The organism is Bremerella sp. TYQ1 (assembly GCF_020150455.1).
In the GTDB taxonomy this organism is placed as follows: Bacteria; Planctomycetota; Planctomycetia; order Pirellulales; family Pirellulaceae; genus Bremerella; species Bremerella volcania_A.
In genome coordinates, this window is sequence record NZ_CP083740.1 from 53,907 (window position 1) to 72,525 (window position 18,619).

Genomic DNA, 18,619 nt, shown 5'->3' on the forward strand with positions numbered 1-18,619 from the left:
TTGCTCTAGCGAGCGTTGTTCTACTTGTTACTTCAATCCATAAGGAATCCGTATGCGCTTAGCAGACGAAATACAGGAACTGGTACGGGCCGGCTTCAGCGGCCTCTGGGTTCAGAGTTGTGAGCCTGACGATGCCTTGGCCGAACTAGCCCAAATGTGTCAGACGGAGAACTGGCGGCTGGCAACTTGGGATATCGACGTAGGTCTCAGCGGACAGGCGTCGACCGAAGGTGTAGCGGTAACCGATCCGCTATCGGCGGTTCGGTCACTGGCCTCTGTCCCCAGTGATGGTCATCCTACGCTCCTGGTCTTGGCAAACTTTCATCGGTTTCTCGGATCGGCGGAAGTGATCCAAGCACTCCTCCACCAAGTGGGTCAAGGCAAGATTCATCAGCGGCATCTGATTATCCTGTCGCCCGTAGTTCAATTGCCGGTCGAACTGGAACGCGTCATTACCGTGATCGAGCATGCCCTACCGACTCGCCAGCAGTTGGAAGAAATCGCGGCTTCGATAGCGGCAGACGCGGAAGAATTCCCGGAAGGTTCGCAGCGGGAGCGAATTCTCGATGCGGTTTGTGGCCTGAGTCGATACGAGGCAGAAAACGCGTTCGCGTTGTCTTTAGTACGCCATGGCCGCATTGAACCATCGGCGATCTGGCAACTCAAATCTCAGGCTCTCCTGAAAGGAGGTCTGCTCTCGCTTCATCGCGGAGGCGAAACGTTTGCCGATTTGGGAGGCCTGGATTCGCTGAAGGAGTTTTGCCTCCGAGCACTTCGCCCAAGCCCATCTACGAACAACTCCGTCAAGGCAAAAGGTGTCTTACTCCTCGGTGTGCCTGGCACGGGCAAATCGGCACTGGCGAAAGCTTTGGGGGCGGAAGTCGGCAGGCCCACCTTGACGCTCGATGTCGGCACGCTCATGGGCGGCATCGTGGGTGAAACGGAGGCAAGAACACGCCGCGCGTTGAAGGTGATCGACGCGATGGCCCCCGCCGTGCTTTTTGTTGATGAACTGGAGAAGAGTCTCAGCGGATCGACCGGTTCAGGAAAAACGGATAGCGGTGTCGGCAGTCGTATGCTTGGGACCTTGTTGACATGGCTTGCGGATCATGAATCCGACATCTTCGTGATCGCAACGAGCAACGACATCTCGAAGCTTCCGCCTGAACTAACCCGCGCCGAGAGATTTGACGCGATTTTCTTTTTGGACCTGCCAGGGCGATCGCAGAAGCACGCGATCTGGCAGATGTATTTGCGGCGGTTCGAACTCGATCCTTCGCAAGTGTTACCGGCGGACGAGTCATGGACAGGGGCTGAGGTTCGCGCCTGTTGCCGCCTGGCAGCACTGCTTGATGTTTCGCTCTTAGAGGCGGCCAAAAACGTTGTTCCGGTTGCCGCGACTTCCGCCGAATCGGTCCAGCGACTACGAAGCTGGAGCAGCGGACGTTGTCTGTCGGCAGAGTCTGGCGGCATTTATCGAGCAGAAAATACGCCGTCTTCCAAGTCACGACGGCGACTGTCCCCCACCCCAGAAACCAACTAATCCAGTCAATTTCACATTATCCAGGAGGTCTCTATGACGGCGACAACCTTAGAACCGCCCGTTCAACGAACCGAATCATCGGCAGCGGATCGATTGCGATCCACCATGTGTGCGACCCGAGTCAGCTTTGTCTGGTTCGGAACCCAGAAGACACTCACCCGTGCTCAGAAAGATCAGGCAGCTGAGTCGTTCGATGCCCAGGGGGAATTCCTACGGGCAGAGAAAAAACTGCTCGATACCCGGAATCCTCGCTTCAAAGCCGTCAACTCGGTGCGTAGCCAGATCCGCTCAATCTGGGAGATGACGAGCTTGCCGTATCCCGAACCTGGGATTCGACTGATTCGCCAAGACATGGTGCAAACATTTGAGGGCTGGATGGAAGAGCGACGCCAGCAACTACGAGAGGCGGTCCAGAAATTGGATGAGGAGTACGCCTCGCTGAGAGACGCAGCGCGCGAGCGACTAGGTGCTTTGTACAACAGCGCCGATTACCCTCGCACGCTCCTAGGACTATTTGACGTCTCTTGGTCATTTCCAAATATTGAAGTCCCACCCTATCTTCGGTTGGTGAACCCGGACGTGTATCAGGCCGAATGTGAACGCGTTCAGGCACGCTTCGACGAGGCCATTGAGCTTGCAGAGTCCGCATTCATTGAAGAGCTGTCCGGGCTCGTGTCCCATCTCACGGAACGGCTATCCGGGAGTCACGATGGAAGAGCAAAGATCTTTCGTGATACGGCGATCTCGAACTTGAATGAGTTCTTCGATCGATTTCGGTCCTTGAATATTCGCTCGAACGATCAGCTAGATTCGCTGGTGTCCCAGTGCCAAGAGATTGTTCATGGTGTCCAGCCGCAGTCTTTACGTGACAGTGCTCAGCTACGTCAGGCCGTCAGTCGGGAATTGTCGAGCGTCCAGAATTTGCTCGACGACTTACTTGTCGATCGCCCGCGTCGTCGGATTATTCGTTCACCGAAGTGAGGTTGGCCATGCAAATCGTGATTGCACCTGGCGGCGGGATCCGTTGTGTCTATGACGAAGCGATTGACCTGAGTTTGCTTGGCAAAGTTCAGATTTCACGTGGTTCCCACGTGGAGCCCAACAAGAGAGGTTATTGGTTCGCCGACCTGGCACCCGTTGGCGGCCCGAGACTTGGACCATTTCTAAGGCGAACGGAAGCCTTGGCTGCTGAGGTAGCCTGGCTGGAAGCAAACTGGTTGTCCGCCAGCGAAGGCTGACGACAGTCGAACAATTGTGAACTGAATAGTTAGCCCCATGGAAAGGCATGACCGTCTTTCCGTGGGGCATTTTTATTTCTTGTAGAGAGGAAATACACATGCATGCATCCGAACTATGCCAACAAGTCGCTCACGCAACCGGCGAGAGCATCCAAACCATTCGGAGATTGGGTTTCTCGCTCGTAGAAGAGTTCCCGGCGGAGATCGATGATGAGATGTTATTCGGCCCCAACATGGTCGATTGGGATGAGGTGGAAGTCGCACGCACTCAACTCCAAGATGGGATTGAACGAAATGTTCCGTCGGCTGCTTAGGACTCAAAAAACGATTAAATGGTTGCGACGCTTCCTCGATCATCGCCAAATTCGAGGTGGCCAGCGCCGAGGACGGCGAGAGATGAGAGCTTGCCGTTGTCGACCAAGATGCCGCTACGTACGCAATACTGATTAAATTGTGTTTGACGACAAACGAGGGGGCGTCCGGATGGACGCCCCTTGGACCATTTTCTTAGCTTTTGGAAGCCTGCAAGAAAGGTTGAGCTGGGTGTGATGAAAAGTAACCCAGGTCGGTTCGTCCTGGGCAAGTTCTGCACGAGCATTGCGCACAGTCCTTCTAACGACTAAGAGATGCCGAGGATGTAGGGCTAATCATTCGGCGTAGTTTTGGTGCAAGATTTGACAGTTCGTCGGTGCCGATAATCCGTTCCTCCACCTGGCCGTCTACCATGACCAGAAACGTTGGATATTGAGAGATGTCGTACTTCTCGGCCAGAAACGTATTTCGTTCGACGTCGACTTCACGAAAGCGGACTTTGCCCTTAAGTTGATCGGCAAGTTCTTGGAGGTGGGGTTTCGCTTTTTGGCATTCGGGGCACCACCTGGTGCTCATGATGACGACGACCGGGTTGGGATGCTTCAGGACTTCTTGTGCAAACGTTTCGTCGGTAGCTTGGACGAAGGTGGAGGCCACGGACCTATCATCATCGTTCGACAGTGTCTTGTCGAGCCCGTGATCACAGCCCACGATGACAAAAGCAAGTATCACACTCCAACAGCAAAAGCAGCGTGGAAGAACGGAGCGAACAATCATCGGAACTGGAAGTTTCATAGGGTTATCCAAAAACGTCAGTCGACGGCTAGCTGCTCTAGGCGACAGCCAGCCGTCGTATCTGACGAGCGGAAGGTAACCTGCGACGATAACCTCCGCTAGAGACGATACGTTAGGAATCGGAGTCCTTCTTGAGGACCTCTGGCGTTGGTGGGTCTTCTCCATTCTTGGCCTTATACCGGGCGGCAAACCTTTCGAAGAGTTCCGGCGAACAGATGAAGCATTGCGAATCGGGACGATTGTGATCTTCACACCAATCCCCTTTTTCTTTGAACTCAGCTATCAGCTTGGTATCACACTGAGCACAGATTTCTTCGGGGACGCCATGTTCGGCGCACCACCATTCGCCATGGACATGGCCGTGTTCGTCACCGTGCTCATGCTCGTCGCCATGTTCATGTCCATGGTCGTCGTGGGCTACTTCCGAGTGCTCGTCGGAATCCCCCATCGCCGATTCACTGGTGCCGCAGCCCGTCAGTGTAAGAGCGGCGATCGCCAAAAGGCCAACGGCCAAACTCGAAAAACCAAACATCCACTTCATTAGATTCTCCTTTTCAATTCTTGATGACTGAATTCTAGTTAAACCGAAGCAGTCTCGGGCACGTGCCCAGAACCAGGCGGCGTCGGTTGTTCAGATTCAAACTCTCCATGATCGTCGTCCCCATCTCCGTCCGAACTCAATTTCTCGGCCGGAAGGTTGAAGACCACATAGAGGACACGCAGGACCAACAGACTCATGATCATGGCACTACAAACGCCACCGATCACCACCGTTGCTAAAGGTCGCTGCACCTCTGCCCCCATACCCGTACTGAAGGCCATCGGCACGAAGCCTAAGCTGGCGACCAGCGTTGTCATGAGGATGGGACGTAAACGCGTCATTGCCGCTTCTTCCACGGCTTCGTCCAAACTTCTTCCCCGTCGTCGCAGTTGCCGAATGGTTGATACGAGCAACATGTCGTCCAACACGGCGACGCCTGAAAGGGCGATAAAGCCAACTGCCGCCGAGATGGAAAAAGGCATATCTCGAATCCACAAGGCGATTACTCCACCGATCCAGGCAAACGGTACCCCGGTGAATACTCGCAACGAATCGATCCAATTTCGATAGGTCATATAAAGCAGTGCGAAGATCATCAGTAGTGCGATAGGCACCACGATCATCAATCGTTTCTGAGCACGTTGAAGATTCTCGAATTGACCGCCCCACTCAACGCGGTAGCGTCCAGGCGGCAAAGCAATCTGCTCGGCGACTGCCTGCCGTGCTTCGGCGACAAAACTACCCATGTCGCGTCCACGGACATTCGACTCAATTGTGATCCGCCGTTGATACCATTCCCGTTTGATCGTATTCGGCTCTTCGACTCGCTCTACGGATGCTAGTCTTGAGAGCGGAATTCTTTGCCCGGTTGAGGTGGCAACCAAAATATCGGAGATGGCTTTAGGATCGGCCCGTGCCTTTTCCGGGAGACGAATGATCAAGGGAAATCGCAATTGCCCTTCATAAACTTCCCCTACATGGTGACTTCCCAGTGAGCGAACCAAGTTCATCACATGACTGGCTGGCACGCCGTACCTGGCAACTTGATCCTGCTTGATTTTGATCTCCAGGACCGGTTGTCCAGTCACCTGTTCCACCTTGACGTCTGACGCCCCATCGATTGTCTTTAGGACTTGCTCGATCTCCGCGGCCTTGCTGACCATCAGGTCAAGGTCGTCCCCGTAAAGGATGGCGGCAACATCGGCTCGGACGCCTGAGATCATCTCATTCATCCGCATTTCAATTGGCTGCGACATCGCTAGGCGCGGTCCCGGCAGATCCCGCAGTTCTTCCTGCACGAGGATCGTCAACTCTTCCTGCGTTTCGGCCTGCGTCCAGTCTTTACGTGGATGGAGTGTAATGAAAAGGTCCGTCAGTTCCGTTCCCATCGGGTCAGTTGCAACCTCCGCCGTACCGACACGACTCCAGACGTGAGCGATCTCATCGGGGAACTTTTCCAGCAGGACCTTTTCCATCTGCGTGTTATACCGGATCGATTCTTCCAGATCGGTGCCCGCCAGGCGGACGACATTGAGCGTGATCGCCCCTTCCGACAGCCGCGGTACAAACTCTGAACCTAAGTTGGGGGCAATTAGCCCGAACACCGCCACGAAGATGCAAACGGCTGAACCAATCACGACAAACTTGTTATGCATCGTGAACCGCAGCACGGGGGCATAAAGCCGTTTGAGCCAGCGAATGAGAATCGGTTCTTTTTCTTTGATGTTGTGGGGAAGGAGAAAGCTCGCCAGGACCGGCATTAGCGTCAAAGACAAGATCATCGAGCCGGCCAAGGCCATAATGACGGTCATGGCCATCGGGCGGAAGAGCTTCCCTTCGACCCCTTCGAGCGTCAGGATCGGCAGGTAGACAATCATGATGATTAGTTCGCCAAACATGGTTGGCTTACGAACTTCGATCGCCGCGTCGCGGATAATCTCCAGGCGGCTTCGTCCCTGGTTATCATGAGACAAATGCCGAACGCAGTTTTCAATCATCACGACCGAGCTATCGACCACGAGGCCGAAGTCGATTGCTCCGAGGCTGAGCAAGCTGGCAGCGATTCCGACTTGAAGCATCCCGGAAAATGCAAAGAGCATCGACAGGGGAATCGCTAACGCAACGATGAACCCGGCACGTAGATTGCCCAGGAAAATGAACAGCACCGCAACCACCAACAGGCCGCCCTCGAACAGGTTCTTCTGCACGGTGTGAATGACATGGTCGACCAACTCTGTCCGATCGTAGACGGTCTTGATGGTTACCCCCGCTGGAAGTGTGCTACGAACTTGATCCAGCTTATTCTTCAATGCCCAGGTGACCTGGTGGCTGTTCTCGCCCATGAGCATGAAGCCGAGACCAAGTACCGCTTCTCCTTGACCGTCAGCGGTGACGGTACCGCGACGAATCTCGTGGCCGATTTTGACTTCGGCAACGTCGCTGATCTGAATGGGGACACCATCTTTGGCCTTGATGACAATATTCCTGATCTGGTCAACGTTGACCGTTCGGCCGATCCCGTGCACCAACAGCATTTCGCTGCCATCGGTGATGGTACCACCGCCAACGTTCTCGTTGTTCGCGCGAATGGCATCTGCGACCTCTTCGTAGGTCAGGCCGTGCTTGAGCAGGCGATCGGGATCGAGGCGAACCTGGTACTGCTTCTCGTAGCCGCCCCAGCTATTCACTTCAGCGACCCCTGGCACGGAGCGCAGCTGAGGCTTAACGACCCAATCGTGGAGCGTTCGCAATTCAGTCAGCCGGTCAACACGTTCCTGGTCACCAACCTTGGAAAAGTCGACTCCCTCATAGGTCAACACATAGTGAAAGACTTCCCCCAGGCCAGTAGAAACTGGCCCCATTTGGGGACGACTAATGCCTACCGGTAATTCAACTGTACTCAATCGCTCGTTGATCAATTGCCGAGCGAAATAGATGTCGACCCCGTCTTCAAACGTCACCACGACCTGAGAGAGCCCAAACTTCGAGATCGAACGCATTACCGTCAGACCTGGCAGACCACTAATGCTCTGTTCGACAGGAAAAGTAATCTGCTTTTCGACTTCTTCGGAAGAGAGGGCAGGTGCCGTTGTATTGATCTGAACCTGGACTGGTGTGGTATCCGGAAAGGCATCAATATCAAGCTGCTGCAGCGCAAAGACGCCGCCGACAGCCAATACGAGCGTGATAATAATCACCAACGCTCGATGCCTGAGTGAAAAATCAATTAACGTGTTAAGCATCCATACTCCCCTTTATTCTTCCACGCAGCAGCCAGCACCCAAACCGTTTTTCAGCAGTTGGGCTCGCAACACATCGCTGCCGGACGTGGCGACCACTTCGCCCGGCAAAACACCAGCAACCACTTCCGTGAAGCCGTTGTGCGATGCTCCCAGACGTACGGATCGAACATGAAAGACTTTGGGGCTATCAGGGCTATCAAAATAGTGCTTGTCTCGTACGAATACGATTCGGCAGCAGCCTTCCCAGTGAGCTGACTCAGAAGGAATCGCGATCGCATTAGGTTCCTCACGCAATATGATCTCGCCAGTGCCATATGTTTTGTCTCGCAGTCGACCATCTGGATTAGGAAGTACAGCTCTGATCTTAACCATGCGAGTCTGTGCGTCGGCACCCGTACTGATCCAGTCAACACGGCCTAATACTTCGTGGGAACTACCATCGGCATGAAAGCGAACTGGCTGACCCGTCTTCACGTTTTCCAGATCCTCCAAAGGAATATCCAGCATCAGCCACATTTGGCTCGTATCGGCCACGCGGAAAAGGGCACGGTGCGTGTCGACGACTTCTCCTTGGGTTACATTTCGCTCGACAACCACTCCAGAGATTGACGACCGAACCGGCAATAGGTTGGCAGTCGAACCTTGAGACTTCACACGCGACGTGAGTTCCTGCGGAATTCCGAGAAAGCGAAGCTGCTCGAACGCCTCGCGTTCGGATAGCTGAGCCAAAGACTGAATATCGACCGACAGTCCCAGGTTTTCCAAGGACTGAGTAATGCTCAAGACTTCCGCTTCGGCCTTTGCCAAGTCTGCGTCCGCCTCCAAGAGCCGAACGCCTGCTACGGCTTCTTTGGCGATATTCAGTCGCTTAACGTTCTGACGCTGAAGGGATTGTTCTGCCAGGGCACGGATAAGGCTCGACTTGAGTGCACCGACTTGTTCGGCCTCGACCAGGGCCAGAACATCTCCCTTTTGCACCTGATCGCCAACATTTTTCTCGACGCCCCAAACGCTACCGGACGTACGCGAAGCGAAGCTGGCCGTACGAGTCGGGTCGTAGAGAATCTCTCCGCTTCCCGAGACCGATTGCTCGATGGGACGACGTTCGACCAATTCGACATCAACGCCTGCCTGAGCAACGGCATCTACCGAGGCGAACTGAATTCGCTTTGTATAAGTGGAACAGCCGCTGTTATTTACTTTGGAAACTGGCATTGTCATTGCCAGTTCTGCCCGCACCTTATCCTCGGTTGAAATGGACGGTGGATCGCTCAGTTGGGCCAATTCGGGGTGATCGAGTACGCAGTTATGAATGCCATGTTTCGAGCACCAACCGAAATCTGGCGTCTTAGGCATGAGAGTTTCATCGCACTCGACGCAGATCGATTCCGGGACACCGTGTTCGTCACACCAGTCTGCGACAACGGGTTCGGATTGGCCGGTCAGCTCGGCAAACTTTGGCATCTTCCAGTCGTAATGGTGACCAAAGGCAAAGATGCCTGCGAAGGCCAACAGCACCAAGAACGGACCAATGCTGCCTAGCGCGAATGTCCAGACTCTTTGCAGGAAAGATCTTGATTGCGCTTGCTTAGCAGTTGCGGTACTGGAAGCACCGAGATGCCCTTGTCCGCTCCCTGCACTAGATTGTTGAGTGTCGATTACGGATTGGCTCATGACAGAACTCCCGCAAAATGAATATCGATGGATTGAGAACTTGGCGGTCGGAATTGTGATGCCGAGAGATGCAGCTACGGATTTATGCTGACAAATTCAGCCCGCGGATTTCCGGCCTAGAAGCACGACTGTGAAGATCAGGTGCTTAAATGAGAAGAGAAGCGAAAGCTAAGCGCAGGGAACGACCCGGGGTTATGCCCGTCGATCGCGTGCTCGCTAAATCGATGAGAGTTCGATTCTCAGCGACCTGCCATCGGTCCTGACTTGGAAAATAGGCCTCCCATACGGACGAAGACATATCATCCAAATCGACTTTCATCCCAACGATCGCGGACTGACTGCAAAAGCAGTCGCAGTCTGGACAGGAGTGCGTCGGGCTGTTCTCTGACGCTGGTGCAGTAGGTTCTAAGGCACAATGACTACAGCACGTGTCATGATGTGTCGCCAGGTTTTGATCTTCACTAAGAAGGGCGCGCATCGGCGTACATCCCTGCACTTCGCACAAGAGCGGGCAGAAGATAACGCGTAGCGCGATCAAAATAGTGAAGAAGTGGCTCATGCCAAGAGTATATCTAAAAAAAGAGTAAGGTTGCTCGATTGAATGATAGGTGACTGAGTGTCCTGTTTCAAGTCGAGTCAACAAAACCAAAAGAACTGAAGATGAATGCCGAGGCTTCAAGCCTAGCGTTATAAAGGAGTTAGGATACGTTAGAGCCTCACGCGTGTGGTCAAATACTATTGTCGAAGGATCGGTGAAATCCCTCTCTGACTTTAAGACGACGTTTGCTACCCTAGCCCGGTAAGTAACATTGCTACCACGCGACGCTGTTTGTACTTAATTGAGCTGTTTTTTCAGAGCTTCACTTTTTGCGGCGGAAACTCTCCAGTCAATTCTGGTTCCGCGTCGATAAATCCGACAGGTCCGTTTGTAGCAGTTTTATTGGGATGATTCTTATGCCTCGCAGGGCGACAGCAATAATAGCACTTGTCGCAGTGATTGTTCACTGCGTCATTGGCTGCTGCGTTCGTTGCGTAAACGCTTGCGAGCTTGTCTACTTGGATGCATCTCATGCCAACTGCTGCACGTGTTGTGATGCGCACGCACGAAAGCGGGGTGTCGATCTATGTTGCCAACCAGCCACGAATTCTTCCTTGGCCGAAGAGACCACCGAGCACGGCGAACATGACTGCCTCGGATGTGGCAGCCATAAGTGCCCATTTATTTTGAGTGAGTCCCCTTCGATCGGCCTGAATGAGACTCTGCTTTCACCAGCGCGTCTCGATGGCTGGAATGCGTCCCTCACGTCGATAGCGATTCCATCTTCGCTCCATCGGCGAAGTCGTCGGTGCTTGGCGCTGCCGAACTCTCAGGGCGATCTGCGCCTCCATCTTTGCCTGGCTGTGCTCACACTTTAGCAGGCTCTGCTGACTTAATCACCACAGCTTGCGATTGAGGATCAGCACTCTCCGTTGAACGATGGCCAACCGCAACGTTTTAGTTGCTGTTTCCAATCGTTATTGCACAACGACCAAGAGCCATTGGAGCTAGACGCCCATGCGCAGTCCTATTGGCAACCCACATCAAAACCATTGAAGCCAATTCATCAGAAAGAAATCGAGATGAAGACCATCATCCATGTATGCCTGACCATCGCTTGTTTGATTTCCATCCACAGCGGAACTAGCTTTGCCCAATCTTCTCAGGGAAATCTCAGCGCTACACTGCAACAAGCCCAGCAGGCCGGAAAGTTTACTTTCGTCGTTTTCTACCGAGATAATTCTCCGCAAACACAGAAAATGCTACAGGCCGTGCAGCAAACCGTGGCTAGTCGCGGCCAGCAGACCACGATGGCCGCGGCGAGTGTGACGGCCCCTGAGGGGCAGGCAATGGCGGAGCAGTTCAACGTCAGCCGAGCCCCGATGCCGATTACCGTGGCCGTCGCTCCCAACGGTGCCGTTACAGGATTGTTCCCCAGGCAGGTTGCCAATGCTAATCTCGACGCGGCCGTCGTGCCTCCCGTGATGATGGAGTGTATGAAGCAGTTGCAGGATCAAAAGCTCGTGTTCGTGTGCCTGACCCAATCAGAACAGGCTGCCGTTCCAGCCGGAGTACGCGCCCTTCAGTTAGACTCGCAATTCAAGGATCGCATGGCACTGGTCGCCTTGAATGTCCAGAACACAGCCGAAGCGAGACTGATGCAGCAACTCAAGGTCGATGTAAACCAAGTTCAAGGTCCTTATGCCGCCCTGATTGCACCACCAGGCGTTCTTGTTGGCCACTTCAATGGTACGTCATCGGCCGATCAGATCGCCGCTGCAATCCACAAGGCTGGCCAGTGCTGTGAAGATCCCAACTGCAAGCACTCCGCTTCAGCCCAGGCATCGCAGTCTACTCCCACACGCCGCTAAGCTCATTAGATAGGGAAAAACGATGAACCTTCGTTCTTTAATCTGGCAAGAGTTGAAATCGCGGCCGACAACGGTCGCTTTCAACAGCCTGACAATACTCTTAGGGGTCGCTGCGTTAGTGGCGATCCGACACGTTACGGTTTATTCCGAAGAGGCGGTAGCGAACCAATTGACCAATTTGGGAGCCAATATCCTCGTGCTACCCAAGGAGGCGACCCTTCAAGATTACTATGCGGCCGACCAAAATGGCGGCACACTTCCTGAGGAGTATGTGGCGGAAGTCTTTCTCTCCGGGTTATCCGGTATCGAGCAGGTTTCCCCGCGGTTAAACGTTACCACAGAACTTCATGGGCATTCGGTGGCAATTACGGGGATTCTTCCTCAGTCCGAGGTCGAGACGCTGGCAACTTGGCAGGCAACGACCTCGTTCATGAACCCGACCGACTCTGGCTGTTGCCTCAAGGCGAACGTCGCGACAACCGACGATTTGAAGTCTCCCGAGGCCTTGGTCAAATATCGAGCGATCCAGAACCTCGATACGCACGCGATCATCCTTGGAGCTGATATCGCCAAGAAGCTGAACTGCAACGTGGATGATCGCCTGAAGCTGATCGATGAAACGTTTACCGTGATCGGTGTCCTACCTGCCACGGGCACGGTGGATGATGGTCGGATCTTCGCCCACCTTCATTCGATCCAGCGAATCTGGAAGAAAGATTCCACTTGCAATGCGATCGAGATTGTTGGCTGCTGTGAAGATGCAGCCGGTGGCCTGGTGCCGCAGCTTCGTGAGCTTCTGCCCGATGCTAAAGTCGTGACGATTTTACAGGTCGTCGAAACCCAGGTTGGTGTCAACCAACTGATGGCCAAGACGTCGTGGATTGTTCTGGCCGTCTTAGTGATCGTCGGAGGCGTTGGTTTGGCTGGAGTTATCGCGGCAAACGTACGAGAACGTCGTCGCGAGATTGGTACGCTCATGGCCCTGGGTGCTACACCGAGTTACATCCAGAAACTATTTCTCGGCAAGGCACTAATTTTGGGTCTCGGAGCGGGAACGCTGGGATGCCTGATCGGAGTTGTGGCGGCCGTGATTGCTGGCCCCGTCTGGGCGGGCGTATCGATCAGCCCTTTGCTGGGCACTTCGATGCTTTCCGTCCTGATTGCCACGTTCGTCGCAGTTATCGCAGCCTGGTGGCCTGCCCAAAAAGCTGCTCACCTCGATCCATGCATCTGTTTCCGGGAGGTTTAACCCATGATTCAACTTGAAACAATCAGTAAGGAGTACACGCGACGCGGTCAAGCGTTGACGGCGTTTCGTTGCGACAGCGTAAAAATCGAAAATGGAGATTACGTAGCGATTGTTGGTCCGAGCGGGAGCGGAAAGACGACGCTGCTTTCGATGCTCGGAGGCATGCTTTCACCGACGACGGGTCGTGTGCTGGTCGACGATGTCTCGCTGTACGAGCAATCGGTAACGCAGCGCTCGGCGTTACGCGGTCAGAAGATGGGCTTTGTGTTCCAGAGCTTCAATCTGATCCCGTACCTGTCGGCACTACAAAATGTGCAGGTGTCACTGAGCTTTTCCGCGATGTCCGCGGAACTCCAGCAGGAACGGGCTACGCAACTGTTAACCCACCTAGGGCTAGAGGAACGACTCCACCACAAGCCTTCGGAATTGAGTGTCGGTCAGCAACAGCGTGTGGCTTTGGCACGAACCTTGGTAAACGATCCTCAAATTATCTTGGCGGATGAACCGACCGGAAATCTCGATCCGATTAGCCGTGAGGTTGTCCTCAAGACGTTTGATGAATGTCATCAACAAGGCCGAACGTTGGTGGTAGTTACCCACGACCCCAGCGTTGCCCAGCGGGCAACGCGTCGTTTGACATTAGTCGATGGCGCTTTAGCGGAAAGTAGCGAAGCGTGGTCAATGCCGTCGCATCGTGCTTCCGCCGCATAATACTGCGTTATCCCCCGCACCGTGGAGAAGTAGGGCTTCGGTGGCCTTGCTTCATTCACGGCTGGAGAAATCGTTTGATTTCCGTAGTTAGTGCTCGCAGGTCGCCACCGTAACAGAACAAGCGATCTGCCTGACAAAACTCCTGATAGCCACGCGCTGCGGTTGCGGCATGGGCTGAGTAAAGCCAAAGGCCTCCTTGAAAACCATGCATCCTGAGCTTAAGAGAGACGAGAAACCCAGATTCATCTGGCATTTCGGCATTGATGAGAATCAGGCCAGGCTTGCGCTGACGCCAAGTAGGGACAACTGCCTCTGTCGAGTTCGCACGAGTAACCGAAATCTCTGGATTTTCAATCTCGCTGCGAATGGCTGCAAATACTTCATCGCGAAACTCGACCAGAAGAATCGCTATAGGAACAGATGCCAATGTATTCGGTTGACGAACACTTCGTTCTGTCGTGCCCATGCGGCGGTGGTGCAGAAACGAAAAATGAATATAGGGAAACATAATGACTCTCGCGTAAATCCAATGCTGAGCGCATGGCAATTCTGGTGGATTACCAAGCGGTTAACAAAATCAACGAAACTTGAATTCCGATTGATTAAGTCAAAAATCGCGAGAGAGAGATGCAGCGATCTAGTGCATCAAGTGCGTTGTAATGGCAGGTATCAAGATCAACCCCCCGGGGTCGGGCCAAGCATTCTTTTTTTGAATGCCAAACGTAGTGCCCCAGGAAGATATTCGGAGGACTCTCGTGCTGAATTCGATCAACTGGAGACGAGATACCTGATTGACATGCACATTTGGATGGCTGGCTACCGGGAGCATTGTCACAACAGTTCCGCTCACAGGCGAGACACTGATTCCCTACTGACATGCCGGAAGGCATGCAGTGGCAAGTCGGTAAAAATGTCGCAAGCAGCAACATCCCAATTAGCCCGACGGCGGCTAATTTACGAATTTGCTTGCTCGATAGCATTTTATTTGTCCTGCCACGTTGGTGAAAGTTTTCAACTGACCCAATTTCATAGCAGAAAAGACCGAATTGGGATACCGGATTTCGAGTTCAATTTTCCGTAGATCAATTGTTATTGGTGAAACTACCTAAACGCGGTTACCGATCAATTCCAATGTCGATGTCGAGATTCACCTAAGTTAGTTAATGACCCGCAATATGCCCCAGTCTAAATGACCTAAATCAGCAAGGATCTTGGTATGAAAATCACGCAGGAAAGTCTTCGATGTCTGATCATGGCATCCCTGGGAGTTGTGAGCATAGCGGGCTGCCAAACGGGTGCGTCTCAGAATGCGATCCAACAGGAACGTGGACCAATTGCAACCGATGTCGCATCTTCAAGTGAATTGAAGGCATCACTGACTTCTGTGCTCAATAATTCACCTGAAAGCTACCATACGGCATCACTTGAGAGGAATGGTGTGGAATTGGTCGATTTTCAATCCACCAATCTCCTTGAAACGGCCCATGTGACAAATGCAAGCGAGGCGATTCCAATACCTCAGGTGACAGAGGAGGCAATGACGCTAAAAGAGATTCAGGACTTGGCACTTGTTAACAATCCGTCGATTCGTGCCCTGTCAGCGTCAGCTGAGGCGGAGCAGGACTACCAATACCAGGTCGGCCGATCGGCAAACCCTGAAGTCGGGTATGCTGCGAATCAACTTGCCGATCAGGGGACGGATCAGCACTTGGTGTACGTCCAACGAGAATTTGTTACTGGCGATAAGCTTGCATTAAATCAGAATATTTTGGGCCACTCCGTAGAAGCTCAACGCTGGGACGTGGAGTCGCAGCGGTATCGCGTACTAACCGACGTACGCATGAAATTTATCCAAGCATTGGTTGCGCAGCGACAAATGGAAATGATCGATGAATTTCATGCAGTCGTTTTTAGGGGGGTAGGTTTAGCAAGGCGACGTTTCAACGCTAAAGAGGCTGCTCGGGCGGATGTGTTGCAAGCAGAGATTCAGTTGAACGAAGTTGAGGTCTTGCGTCAGAAATCAGAATATCGATGGAAAGCAGCCTGGAAAGAAATGGCTGCCGTTGCAGGTATCGCCGATTTACAACCGTCCAAGCTTGATGGGGAGTTGAGCGTGGCTCAAGCAGGGCCAAACTGGGAGGACGTTTACGCTACGCTCGCGATGGAGAGTCCTGAGATCCAGTCTGCATACAGCCGAATTCGACAAGCTCGATCCAATATGTCACGTCAGGAAATTCAAGCAATTCCTAATGTCACCGCGAACCTTCAGGCCGGTGTGGATAATTCCACAGGCTCGGGGCTAATTCAATTGCAGGTTGGTGCTCCCATTCCCGTTTTCAATGACAATCGAGGGAATGTCTCTGCGGCATTTAACGAGTACAGCCGTGCGACTCACGAGTTGAAACGAGTCGAAATGTCGCTCAAGGCGAGGCTCGCGCAGGTTTCTCAAGAATATGATTCAGCTAACTTTGCCGTCCAACGTTTCGAGCAGCAGATTCTTCCGAAAGCACAAGAGACCCTTGACCTTGCCGAAAAGGCCTACGAGGCAGGTGAGTTCTCCTTCATCCAAACTCTAATTGCGAGAAGGACTTATTTCCATACTAACCTTAATTATCTGGATTCGTTAGGGAGTCTGGCCCAGTCACAGGCAAAAGTGGACGGTTTGCTTCTCACAGGCGCCTTGGATCAAACTAACACTTCGTCGCTGGGAGATGGATTGCGAGGGCAGACTTTCAGTCAGCAATAGTTCAACCATTTGGCTATGTTTTTTCTGAATGCAACCGGAGTCGACTCAAATTGGAACTATAAAATCGCCCTACGGCGGCAATCGAGGTTGTCTGATTAGACTTTCTGGTGATAATATTGCTTAATAATCGAAACGTGGGAGAAGTAGATGTCGCTTTCAACAACCTTAATCACACTCTTGGTCATGCTATGGCATGCCATTGTGGGTTGTTGCGCTCATCATCCACATTCTTCGGTCTTTAGCGTAGGCGACAAATCCGAAGCGGATGTGGTTTCCGTGGAACATGTTTCGGCAACTCATGCGTGCTCACATCACCACGCTAAGAGTGCCCCGAGCCACGATACCGAAGATGGTGATCATCACTCGCATCCTAGTCCATGTAGCGATGTCGATTGTGTATTCTCGGCGACCAACTTGGATGGACATCTTGCGCTAAGCAAATCAATTAGTTCACAGCTTCATTTTGATTCCCGCTGCATCGTGGGGCTGAATGGAAACCTCAGTTCGAACGATGATTTTGCTCTTCCAAATCTAAGCTTAAGCTGGCGCGTAGCGCCCCCGGTCTATATCCAGTTTCAGAGCCTTCTTATCTAATTCGCTCGATTCTTGCGTCCGCTGACGCTGCGAATTTCGTTGTTTGAGTGGATTGTTGGTCCGCATGGTCACTCCACCGCAAACCCTCTTTCGAATTGATTTAACATCCACGTAGTCCCTTGCTTGCTGCAAGGGGGGTAAGACACATGAAATCTACCGCGCTAGGTATCAAGCCTTGGGTATGGAGCATCGCACTGCTTCTCGTTGTGCTGATAGTCGCAGCTGCCACTTCTTCGATGTGGTTGCCTCACGTCAAGCAGCTCTGGGCGAGCCAGACTGCCCAGCAGAGTGAGAAGGAATCAATCGATACACACGATGATCACGCTGGACATGATCATGCCGGTCACTCAGAGGCCACGACCGTGGAACTCAGTGAACGAGGCCTAAGGAATATCGATTTCAGGCCACTCACGATTGAACTGGGAACCTACTCTCGCCGCGTTACGGTGCCGGCAATGGTGGTCGAACGTCCTGGCCGAACGCTACTCAACATTTCGGCACCACTGACTGGCGTGATCAGCAAGATCTATCCCGTCGAAGGGGCTTCCGTAGAGCCAGGCAGCCCTTTATTTGAAATACGTTTAACCCACGAAGAACTTGTCACGGCGCAAAGCGATCTGATTCGAACCGCGGAATCACTGATCGTTGTCAATCGTGAGCTTGCGCGATTGAGCGGACTGGCGGAAGGGGTCGTGGCAGGAAAACGCATTTTAGAACAGGAATACGAAAAGCAGAAGTTAGAAGCTTCGCTTCGAGCTGAGCGTCAATCTCTCTTGCTTCATGGGCTTAATGAGAAGCAGGTTGGTAATATTTTGGAAACCAAGACGCTACTCGAGAATCTTGTGATCCGCGCACCAGAACATGGAGAAAAAAGCGAAAGCTGTATTGAATCCCATAGTTACCACGTGCAACAACTACCGACCCGCGTTGGTCAGCAAGTGCAAGCAGGTGAACTTCTTGGAGTAATTGCCGACCACTGTGAACTTTATATCGAGGGACGAGCATTTGAAGACGATGCTGTTCGTCTTCGTGATGCAGCAAACAATCAATGGGACATCGGAGCGTCACTACTCGTCGCCGGCAAGGAAGCGGATCGAATCAATGGCCTGAAGGTGTTGTATCTGTCGGACCATATTGATCCGCAGTCTCGAGCATTTCGCTTCTTCCTGGCTTTGCCCAATGAGATTGTCTCCGCGCGGACTGTAAATGGTCAGCATTTTGTGGAATGGCGATTCAAACCAGGACAACGCATGGAATTACATGTTCCGGTTCAGAAATGGGAGGGAGAGATTGTCGTTCCGGTAGAAGCAGTGGTTGAGGAAGGGGCGGAAAAATACGTCTATCAGCAAAATGGCGATCATTTCGACCAGGTGCCAGTCCATGTGAAATTCCGCGATCAAACATCGGTCGTAATTGCAAACGATGGTGCACTATTTCCGGGCGATGTCATCGCGGCAAAGGGTGCCTATGAAATGCATTTAACTCTGAAGAACCAGTCTGGCGGAGGTGTCGATCCCCACGCTGGTCACAACCACTAGTGTCAACGTTCAGGTTACTCATGCCTG

The 18,619-nt window shown here is 52.8% G+C and carries 14 protein-coding genes; 9 read left to right on the top strand and 5 right to left on the bottom strand.

Going from position 1 to position 18,619, the window contains the following annotated elements:
• Window positions 1-52 precede the first annotated feature (52 nt).
• From LA756_RS00210 to LA756_RS00225, 4 genes are all read left to right on the top strand, one after another.
• A complete protein-coding gene (locus LA756_RS00210) occupies window positions 53-1,543 on the top strand; it encodes an AAA family ATPase (RefSeq protein WP_224437875.1) in 1,491 nt (496 codons plus the stop codon).
• A gap of 33 nt (window positions 1,544-1,576) precedes the next feature.
• On the top strand, window positions 1,577-2,524 hold the full coding sequence (locus LA756_RS00215) for a hypothetical protein (protein WP_224437876.1): 948 nt from the start codon (window positions 1,577-1,579) through the stop codon (window positions 2,522-2,524).
• A gap of 8 nt (window positions 2,525-2,532) precedes the next feature.
• Window positions 2,533-2,781: a hypothetical protein gene (locus tag LA756_RS00220; protein ID WP_224437877.1), complete on the top strand. Its 249-nt coding sequence runs from the start codon at window positions 2,533-2,535 to the stop codon at window positions 2,779-2,781.
• Window positions 2,782-2,879: 98 nt separating this feature from the next.
• Window positions 2,880-3,095 carry a hypothetical protein gene (locus LA756_RS00225; protein ID WP_224437878.1) on the top strand — a complete coding sequence of 72 codons (216 nt, stop codon included), beginning with the start codon at window positions 2,880-2,882 and terminating at the stop codon, window positions 3,093-3,095.
• A 298-nt stretch (window positions 3,096-3,393) separates the two neighbouring features.
• Here LA756_RS00225 and LA756_RS00230 read toward each other — a convergent pair whose 3' ends face one another.
• From LA756_RS00230 to LA756_RS00245, 4 genes are all read right to left on the bottom strand, one after another.
• Window positions 3,394-3,750, bottom strand: coding sequence for a co-chaperone YbbN (locus LA756_RS00230; RefSeq protein ID WP_224437879.1), 357 nt, complete (start codon window positions 3,748-3,750; stop codon window positions 3,394-3,396).
• A gap of 250 nt (window positions 3,751-4,000) precedes the next feature.
• Complete coding sequence (locus LA756_RS00235; RefSeq protein ID WP_224437880.1) at window positions 4,001-4,429, bottom strand: RND transporter; 429 nt, start codon at window positions 4,427-4,429, stop codon at window positions 4,001-4,003.
• 38 nt (window positions 4,430-4,467) lie between these two features.
• Complete coding sequence (locus LA756_RS00240; RefSeq protein ID WP_224437881.1) at window positions 4,468-7,671, bottom strand: efflux RND transporter permease subunit; 3,204 nt, start codon at window positions 7,669-7,671, stop codon at window positions 4,468-4,470.
• Window positions 7,672-7,683: 12 nt separating this feature from the next.
• On the bottom strand, window positions 7,684-9,345 hold the full coding sequence (locus tag LA756_RS00245) for an efflux RND transporter periplasmic adaptor subunit (RefSeq protein ID WP_224437882.1): 1,662 nt from the start codon (window positions 9,343-9,345) through the stop codon (window positions 7,684-7,686).
• A 1,620-nt stretch (window positions 9,346-10,965) separates the two neighbouring features.
• Between LA756_RS00245 and LA756_RS00250 the strand changes: the two genes are divergently transcribed.
• The 3 genes from LA756_RS00250 to LA756_RS00260 are packed head-to-tail and all read left to right on the top strand — an operon-like array spanning window position 10,966 to window position 13,714.
• Window positions 10,966-11,754, top strand: a complete 789-nt coding sequence (locus LA756_RS00250; RefSeq protein WP_224437883.1) for a hypothetical protein — start codon at window positions 10,966-10,968, stop codon at window positions 11,752-11,754.
• Window positions 11,755-11,776: 22 nt separating this feature from the next.
• The gene (locus tag LA756_RS00255; RefSeq protein ID WP_224437884.1) at window positions 11,777-13,003 is read left to right on the top strand and encodes an FtsX-like permease family protein; all 1,227 of its coding nucleotides are present in this window, start codon (window positions 11,777-11,779) and stop codon (window positions 13,001-13,003) included.
• Between the two features lie 3 nt (window positions 13,004-13,006).
• Window positions 13,007-13,714: an ABC transporter ATP-binding protein gene (locus LA756_RS00260; protein WP_224437885.1), complete on the top strand. Its 708-nt coding sequence runs from the start codon at window positions 13,007-13,009 to the stop codon at window positions 13,712-13,714.
• Between the two features lie 55 nt (window positions 13,715-13,769).
• Here LA756_RS00260 and LA756_RS00265 read toward each other — a convergent pair whose 3' ends face one another.
• The gene (locus LA756_RS00265) at window positions 13,770-14,222 is read right to left on the bottom strand and encodes a response regulator (RefSeq protein WP_224437886.1); all 453 of its coding nucleotides are present in this window, start codon (window positions 14,220-14,222) and stop codon (window positions 13,770-13,772) included.
• A gap of 708 nt (window positions 14,223-14,930) precedes the next feature.
• On the opposite strand from LA756_RS00265, the gene LA756_RS00270 reads away from it, so the two are divergent.
• Both LA756_RS00270 and LA756_RS00275 read left to right on the top strand, forming a co-directional pair.
• On the top strand, window positions 14,931-16,460 hold the full coding sequence (locus LA756_RS00270) for a TolC family protein (RefSeq protein WP_224437887.1): 1,530 nt from the start codon (window positions 14,931-14,933) through the stop codon (window positions 16,458-16,460).
• A 1,049-nt stretch (window positions 16,461-17,509) separates the two neighbouring features.
• A complete protein-coding gene (locus tag LA756_RS00275; RefSeq protein ID WP_224440448.1) occupies window positions 17,510-18,592 on the top strand; it encodes an efflux RND transporter periplasmic adaptor subunit in 1,083 nt (360 codons plus the stop codon).
• Window positions 18,593-18,619: the final 27 nt, after the last annotated feature.

Bases quoted from the DNA above. Each gene is read 5' to 3' on its own strand.
- LA756_RS00210 (WP_224437875.1), top strand. From the start codon at position 53: ATGCGCTTAGCAGACGAAATACAGGAACTGGTACGGGCCGGCTTCAGC.
- LA756_RS00215 (WP_224437876.1), top strand. From the start codon at position 1,577: ATGACGGCGACAACCTTAGAACCGCCCGTTCAACGAACCGAATCATCG.
- LA756_RS00220 (WP_224437877.1), top strand. From the start codon at position 2,533: ATGCAAATCGTGATTGCACCTGGCGGCGGGATCCGTTGTGTCTATGAC.
- LA756_RS00225 (WP_224437878.1), top strand. From the start codon at position 2,880: ATGCATGCATCCGAACTATGCCAACAAGTCGCTCACGCAACCGGCGAG.
- LA756_RS00235 (WP_224437880.1), bottom strand. From the start codon at position 4,429: ATGAAGTGGATGTTTGGTTTTTCGAGTTTGGCCGTTGGCCTTTTGGCG.
- LA756_RS00240 (WP_224437881.1), bottom strand. From the start codon at position 7,671: ATGCTTAACACGTTAATTGATTTTTCACTCAGGCATCGAGCGTTGGTG.
- LA756_RS00245 (WP_224437882.1), bottom strand. From the start codon at position 9,345: ATGAGCCAATCCGTAATCGACACTCAACAATCTAGTGCAGGGAGCGGA.
- LA756_RS00250 (WP_224437883.1), top strand. From the start codon at position 10,966: ATGAAGACCATCATCCATGTATGCCTGACCATCGCTTGTTTGATTTCC.
- LA756_RS00255 (WP_224437884.1), top strand. From the start codon at position 11,777: ATGAACCTTCGTTCTTTAATCTGGCAAGAGTTGAAATCGCGGCCGACA.
- LA756_RS00260 (WP_224437885.1), top strand. From the start codon at position 13,007: ATGATTCAACTTGAAACAATCAGTAAGGAGTACACGCGACGCGGTCAA.
- LA756_RS00265 (WP_224437886.1), bottom strand. From the start codon at position 14,222: ATGTTTCCCTATATTCATTTTTCGTTTCTGCACCACCGCCGCATGGGC.
- LA756_RS00270 (WP_224437887.1), top strand. From the start codon at position 14,931: ATGAAAATCACGCAGGAAAGTCTTCGATGTCTGATCATGGCATCCCTG.
- LA756_RS00275 (WP_224440448.1), top strand. From the start codon at position 17,510: ATGGTGGTCGAACGTCCTGGCCGAACGCTACTCAACATTTCGGCACCA.